Genomic DNA, 6,947 nt, shown 5'->3' with positions numbered 1-6,947 from the left:
GTTCCGGACGAATGGCGTCGGTCATGCTGTCATACCCCCGGATAGGCTGTCGGTGTGGCGTGGCCATCGGGGTGCGGGTATGGGGCTGTTGATTTGCATCAACGGTGGTGGGTGACAGCGGGTCTGTGATGAGGACGTTTATATGGGCGAGGGGATTTATCCCCGTTCGGCTGCGCAGCAGTCGTAAAACCCACCTGCTCGGTAAGGCTAGATAGTGCAGGGGCTGCTGCGCAACCCGACGGGGATAAATCCCCTCGCCACAATAAATGTCCTCATCACAGACTCGCTGTGACCCACCACCGTTGATGCAAATCAACAGCCCCATCGCCGCACCCCGATAGACTCGCCACACTGCCAGCCTATCCGGGGGAATGCCCGCATGCTCGACGCCATTCGTTGGGACACTGATTTGATCCGCCGCTACGACCTGGCGGGGCCGCGTTACACCTCATACCCCACGGCCGTGCAATTCAACAGTCAGGTCGGCACGTTCGACCTGTTCCACGCCCTGCGCGACAGCCGCAAGGCCCTGCGCCCCTTGTCGCTGTACGTGCATGTGCCGTTCTGCGCAAACATTTGTTACTACTGCGCCTGCAACAAGGTCATCACCAAGGATCGCGGCCGCGCCCTGCCTTACCTGCAGCGGCTCGAGCAGGAAATCCAGCTGATTGCCTGCCACCTCGACCCGGCACAGCAAGTCGAGCAACTGCACTTCGGCGGCGGCACGCCGACCTTTCTCAGCCACGACGAACTGCGCCAGTTGATGGCGCATCTGCGCAAGCATTTCAATCTGCTCGACGATGATTCTGGTGATTACGGCATCGAAATCGACCCGCGTGAAGCGGACTGGTCGACCATGGGTCTGCTGCGCGAACTGGGCTTCAACCGCGTCAGCATCGGCCTGCAAGACCTCGATCCGGCGGTACAACGGGCGGTCAATCGCCTGCAAAGCCTGGAAGAAACCCGCGCGGTGATCGACGCCGCGCGCACCCTGCAGTTTCGCTCGATCAACATCGACTTGATTTACGGCTTGCCCAAGCAGACGCCTGACAATTTCGCCCGCACGGTCGAGGAAGTCATCAGCCTGCAACCGGACCGCCTCTCGGTGTTCAATTACGCCCACCTGCCAGAACGCTTCATGCCGCAACGGCGGATCAACGGCAACGAATTACCCAGCCCGACGCAGAAACTTGAAATGCTCCAGCGCACCATCGAGCAATTGACCGTCGCCGGTTACCGCTACATCGGCATGGATCACTTCGCCCTGCCTGACGACGAACTGGCGATTGCCCAGGAAGAAGAAACCCTGCAGCGTAACTTTCAGGGCTACACCACTCACGGTCATTGCGATCTGATTGGTCTGGGGGTGTCGGCGATCAGTCAGATTGGCGACCTGTACTGTCAGAACAGCAGCGACCTCAACGAATACCAGAACACCCTCGCCGCCGCGCAATTGGCGACCAGCCGGGGATTGGTGTGCAACGCCGATGATCGGCTGCGCCGAGCGGTGATTCAGCAATTGATCTGTAACTTCAGCCTGGATTTCGCCGAGATCGAGCAGCAGTTCAACATCGACTTTCAGGGTTATTTCGGCGCGCTGTGGCCGTCATTGCAAGGCATGGCCAACGATGGCCTGATCACCCTTGATCGCGAACGGATCGAGGTGTTGCCCGCCGGGCGCCTGCTGGTGCGTTCGGTGTGCATGGTGTTCGACGCTTATCTGGAACAGCAGAACCGCCAGCGGTTTTCCCGGGTGATCTAGTTTTTCATCAGCAATGCGGCGGTTTTCATGGTTTGCTCCGGGGTCAGGTTCGACTGGTTCATGACCTTGGACAGCGACAGATTGGCGGTAATCAAACCATTGTTCAGGGCGGCGATGGCGCCCTTGAGCGCGGCGAGTTTGGCGATTCTCTCTTCGGTGGAGAGCGTCTTGTCGGCCATCACCGCTTTGATCCGCGCATTCTTTTCAGCGATCTGCTGCTGCAACTGGCGAATCATCTTCAACAGTTGCTGGATGTTTTCCGGCAAGCCGCTTTCTTCGATGTCGCGGTTATCCCCGCCGGCGCTGGCGGACTTTTCGATGGCGGCACCGGACAGCGACACTTTGACGCTCTCGACCAAGGTCGGGGTTGCCAGCAATGGCGAATCGGTTGCCGGCTCCTTGCCGTTAGCGCTGCCGTTGTTCTCCAGCAACGACGCAACGCCGCTGTTACCGGGGTTCAGCGTACCAATGGCGGTCATCGAAGCGTTCCTTGTATGCGGTTTGATACCTGTTTATCGGCGGCTTGCCCCGCGGCTTTATGACGGTGGGACAAAGTCGCCACAGACTGGCCTGAATGTCCTCCCGTGGGTTACCCTTACGGCTTATGTGTGTTTTCCCACAAGGATTTAAGAAATGTCCGAGCCAGTTAAACTGCGCGCTCACAACCAGGCTCATTGCAAGGATTGCAGCCTGGCCCCTCTCTGCCTGCCACTTTCTCTGAATCTGGAAGACATGGATGCGCTGGACGAAATCGTTAAACGCGGCCGCCCGTTGAAAAAGGGTGAGTTCCTGTTCCGTCAGGGCGACACGTTCGATTCCGTTTATGCAGTACGCTCCGGCGCTCTGAAGACGTTCAGCCTGAGCGACACCGGCGAAGAACAACTGACTGGTTTCCACCTGCCGAGCGAACTGGTCGGCCTGTCCGGCATGGACACCGAGAAACACCCGGTATCCGCCCAGGCCCTGGAAACCACCTCGGTGTGCGAAATTCCTTTCGAACGCCTCGATGAACTGGCGCTGCAATTACCGCAGCTGCGCCGCCAGTTGATGCGCGTGATGAGCCGGGAAATCCGCGACGACCAGCAAATGATGCTGCTGCTGTCGAAGAAAACCGCCGACGAGCGCATCGCCACGTTCCTGGTCAATCTGTCGGCGCGTTTCCGCGCTCGCGGCTTCTCGGCCAATCAGTTCCGCCTGAGCATGTCGCGCAATGAAATCGGCAACTATCTGGGCCTCGCGGTGGAAACCGTCTCGCGAGTGTTCACCCGTTTCCAGCAAAACGAACTGATCGCCGCCGAGGGTAAAGAGATTCACATCCTCGATCCTATCCAGCTGTGCGCACTGGCCGGCGGCTCGCTCGAAGGCTGATCTCGATCCGCGGTTGAGCGAACCGTTTCAGCCGCGGGTATACTGCGCCGTTTGCAGCCCTGCCAGGACACCTCGATGCCCTTCGATTCCTTCGACATCAAATCCCTGATCCGCCCTGTGATCGACTTCCCGAAACCGGGCGTGATCTTTCGCGACATCACCCCGCTGTTCCAGTCGCCAACGGCCCTGCGCCTGGTGATGGACAGCTTCGCCCACCGCTACGTCGAAGCCGACTTCACCCACATCGGTGCGATGGATGCCCGTGGTTTCCTGATCGGCTCGGTTTTGGCTTATCAGCTGAACAAGCCTTTGGTGCTGTTCCGCAAGCAAGGCAAACTGCCGGCGGACGTGCTGGCCGAAGGTTACGCGACCGAGTACGGCGAAGCGTTCCTGGAAGTGCACGCCGACAGTCTGTGTGAAGGCGACTCGGTGGTAATGTTCGATGACCTGATCGCCACCGGCGGCACGCTGATCGCCGCGGCCAACCTGATTCGCCGCATGGGCGCGCGGGTGCATGAAGCAGCGGCGATCATCGATTTGCCGGAGCTGGGTGGTTCGCAACGGCTGGAAGACATGGGGATTCCTACCTTCTGCCTGACGCAGTTTGCTTTGACCGATAAGTAAGCGGCGTCTGTACTGCCGCCTTCGGGAGCAAGCCCGCTCCCACAGGGGATTTGTGAACGCCACAGATCCAGTGTGGGAGCGGGCTTGCTCGCGAAGGGGCCGGCAACCTCAACGCAAAACCTAAAGCCCCATCTGCTTGCTGATGATTTCGTTCATCACTTCACGCGTCCCGCCGCCAATCGACAGGATGCGATTGTCGCGGTACAACCGCTCCACCAGGCTCTCACGCATGTAACCCAGCCCGCCAAGAATCTGCACTGCATCCGTGGTGATCCGGTCCGAGGTGTCCGTGGCAAAGTTCTTCGCCATGGAAATCTCCTTGATCACGCTCTGCCCCGCCGCCATTTTCGCCGCTTGCCGATAAGTGAATTCGCGCGACACTTCCAGCGCCGTGGCCATTTCCGCAAGGCGATGTTTGATGACCTGAAACTTGCCGATCGGCTTGCCGAATGCCTCACGCTCACGCGCCCACTTCAGCGCCTCTTCCAGTGCCAGTTGAGAAGTCATGTTGGCCATCAGCGCCAGGGCCAGCCGTTCGCTCTGGAAGTTGCCCATGATGCAGGCGAAGCCCATGTTTTCACCGCCGATCAGGTTCCCCACCGGTACGCGGCAATCGTCGAAGAACAATTCAGCGGTGTCCGAGGCCCACCAGCCCATTTTCTTCAGCTGACGGCCGACGGTGAAACCCGGTGTTCCCTTCTCAATCAACAACAGGCTGATGCCGGCAAAACCCGGCGCACCGGTGCGCACCGCGACGGTGTAGTAATCCGCGCGTACGCCACTGGTGATGAAGGTTTTGCTGCCGCTGACGCGATAGAAGTCGCCTTCGCGCACGGCGCGGGTTTGCAGGTTGGCGACGTCGGAGCCGCCGCCCGGTTCAGTCACGGCCAGCGCGCTGATTTTCTCGCCGCTGAGCACGTGCGGCACCACGCGTTCGCGCACCTCGGGGCGGGCCCATTTGACGATCGGCGGCAGGCCGATATCCAGCGAGCCCAGCCCTGCCACCAGGCCGCCGGAGCCGCAACGCATCAATTCCTCACTGGCGGCAACCTTGGCGAACAGGTCGCCTTCATGGCTTCCACCCAGCGCTTCGGGGTAGCCAATGCCGAGAATCCCGGCCGCGCCGGCCTTCAGGTACAACTCACGGGGAAAGCTTTCGGCTTCTTCCCACTGATCAATGTCCGGCAGGATCTCGCGCTCGACGAAACGTCTGACGCTGTCGCGGACCATTTGGTGGCTGGGATCGAAGTATTCCTGGAAGGCAGGCATCGGCGAACTCCACTGAAGGGTTCGCCGAACTTAATCGAGCGCTTGCTTGGTTTTCAACACAATTGTTTGAACCAAAAAGACCGAGGCGCCTTGATCGCAAACAGGCTCACTCCTACAGGGGAATGCATTCCCAATGTAGGAGTGAGCCTGCTCGCGATGAGGCCAGAACAGCCAATGCAGAACTCAGAGAGTGATTGGCTTGCGTCCGGCAAACGAGTGGGCCAGCGTGCCGCCGTCCACCAATTCCAGTTCGCCACCCAACGGCACGCCGTGAGCAATGCGCGAGGCGATCAGGCCTTTGTTCTGCAATAGCTGCGCGATGTAATGCGCCGTCGCCTCGCCTTCTACGGTCGGGTTTGTCGCCAGAATGACTTCGGTAAAGGTACCGGCCTCTTCAATCCGCGCCATCAACTGCGGAATGCCGATTGCCTCAGGCCCGAGCCCGTCGAGCGGCGATAAATGCCCCTTGAGGACAAAGTAGCGGCCACGGAAACCGGTCTGTTCGACCGCATAAACATCCATCGGCCCTTCCACCACGCACAGCAACGTATCGTCGCGGCGGGTATCGGCGCATTGCGGGCACAGATCGTCTTCGGTCAGCGTGCGGCACTGGCGACAGTGACCGACTCCTTCCATGGCCTGGCTGAGTGCCTGGGCCAGACGCGTGCCGCCGCTGCGATCACGTTCGAGCAACTGCAACGCCATGCGCTGGGCGGTTTTCTGACCCACACCCGGCAGAATTCGCAGGGAGTCGATCAGTTGGCGAATCAAAGGGCTGAAGCTCATGGGTAAAAAGTCCGACAAAACAACGAGACGCGGTTTATACCCGCGCCTCTGGCCAGCGTCAAATACTCAGTCCTGGGCGACCTTCACCACCAGTTTGCCGAAGTTGCGTCCTTCCAGCAGACCGATAAACGCTTCGGGCGCCTGCTCCAGGCCATCGACCACGTCTTCGCGGAATTTCACCTTGCCGTCACGCACCCACGGCACCATGGCGCTGATGAATTCCGGCTGGCGATCACCGTAGTCATCAAACACGATGAAACCTTGAATGCGTACACGCTTGGTCAGCAGCGTGCGTTGCAGCAGCGGCAGACGATCCGGGCCTTTCGGCGCCTCCGAGGCGTTGTAACCTGCAATCAGGCCACACAGCGGGATCCGCGCCGTGGCATTGAGCAGCGGCACGACGGCGTCGAATACATGTCCACCGACGTTTTCGTAATAGATGTCGATGCCTTTCGGGCAAGCCTTGGCCAGTTGCTCGGCAAAGTCCGGCGCCTTGTGATCGATACAGGCGTCGAAACCCAACTCCTCGACCACGTATTTGCACTTCTCGGCACCGCCCGCCACGCCAACCACACGCAGGCCTTTGATCTTCGCCACTTGACCGACCACCGAACCGACCGCGCCGGATGCCGCGGCGACCACCAGCGTCTCGCCGCTTTTCGGCTGACCGATGTCCATCAACCCCATGTAGGCGGTCATGCCGGGCATGCCCAGCACACCAAGGGCCATCGACGGGCTCGGCAACCCGGACGGGATCGGAATGATGTTGCGTCCGTCGCTGATGCTGTGGCTCTGCCAACCGGTGGCGCCAACCACTAGATCACCGGCCTGGAATTTCGGGTGCGTCGAGCGCTCGACCCGGCTGACCGCGCCACCGGTCATGACTTCGCCGATTGCGACCGGTGCCGCGTAAGACGGCGCGTCACTCATACGCCCGCGCATGTAAGGATCGAGCGACAGGTACAGGGTTTTCAGCAGCACCTGCCCTTCTTCAAGATCCGGCAACGCTTCGCGTTCCAGACGGAAGTTTTCCGGGATCGGCGCGCCAACCGGACGCGAGGCCAGAACATAGCGTTGGTTGAGGGTAAGAGGATCGGACATGTCAGCGTCTCCTGTGAATGGTGAATTCGGTGGTATA

At 60.1% G+C, this 6,947-nt stretch carries 7 protein-coding genes; 3 read left to right on the top strand and 4 right to left on the bottom strand.

Annotation, left to right across the window (positions count from 1 at the left end; translation table 11 throughout):
• The first annotated feature begins 379 nt into the window (after positions 1 to 379).
• Positions 380 to 1,762: an oxygen-independent coproporphyrinogen III oxidase gene (gene hemN / locus F2P67_RS18745; RefSeq protein WP_166222345.1), complete on the top strand. Its 1,383-nt coding sequence runs from the start codon at positions 380 to 382 to the stop codon at positions 1,760 to 1,762.
• On the opposite strand, the gene F2P67_RS18740 is transcribed toward hemN, so the two are convergent.
• Positions 1,759 to 2,241 (bottom strand): hypothetical protein, encoded by a 483-nt coding sequence (locus F2P67_RS18740; protein ID WP_166222344.1) that lies wholly within the window; start codon positions 2,239 to 2,241, stop codon positions 1,759 to 1,761. The genes hemN and F2P67_RS18740 overlap by 4 nt on opposite strands.
• A gap of 154 nt (positions 2,242 to 2,395) precedes the next feature.
• On the opposite strand from F2P67_RS18740, the gene fnr reads away from it, so the two are divergent.
• Both fnr and F2P67_RS18730 read left to right on the top strand, forming a co-directional pair.
• Entirely contained in the window at positions 2,396 to 3,130 is a 735-nt protein-coding gene (gene fnr / locus F2P67_RS18735; RefSeq protein WP_025110355.1) for a fumarate/nitrate reduction transcriptional regulator Fnr, read from the top strand.
• A 75-nt stretch (positions 3,131 to 3,205) separates the two neighbouring features.
• On the top strand, positions 3,206 to 3,754 hold the full coding sequence (locus F2P67_RS18730) for an adenine phosphoribosyltransferase (protein ID WP_166222343.1): 549 nt from the start codon (positions 3,206 to 3,208) through the stop codon (positions 3,752 to 3,754).
• 120 nt (positions 3,755 to 3,874) lie between these two features.
• Here the strand turns inward: F2P67_RS18730 and F2P67_RS18725 are convergent, their stop codons facing one another.
• The 3 genes from F2P67_RS18725 to F2P67_RS18715 form a co-directional block, all read right to left on the bottom strand.
• Positions 3,875 to 5,023, bottom strand: coding sequence for an acyl-CoA dehydrogenase family protein (locus F2P67_RS18725; RefSeq protein ID WP_166222342.1), 1,149 nt, complete (start codon positions 5,021 to 5,023; stop codon positions 3,875 to 3,877).
• 183 nt (positions 5,024 to 5,206) lie between these two features.
• Positions 5,207 to 5,809: a recombination mediator RecR gene (recR, locus tag F2P67_RS18720; protein ID WP_166222341.1), complete on the bottom strand. Its 603-nt coding sequence runs from the start codon at positions 5,807 to 5,809 to the stop codon at positions 5,207 to 5,209.
• Between the two features lie 66 nt (positions 5,810 to 5,875).
• Positions 5,876 to 6,910 carry an NADP-dependent oxidoreductase gene (locus F2P67_RS18715; RefSeq protein WP_166222340.1) on the bottom strand — a complete coding sequence of 345 codons (1,035 nt, stop codon included), beginning with the start codon at positions 6,908 to 6,910 and terminating at the stop codon, positions 5,876 to 5,878.
• Between the last annotated feature and the right edge of the window lie 37 nt (positions 6,911 to 6,947).

The sequence above is a fragment of the Pseudomonas atagonensis genome (genome assembly GCF_011369485.1).
GTDB lineage: Bacteria > Pseudomonadota > Gammaproteobacteria > Pseudomonadales > Pseudomonadaceae > Aquipseudomonas > Aquipseudomonas atagonensis.
This window is presented reverse-complemented; position numbering and strand designations above follow the sequence as displayed.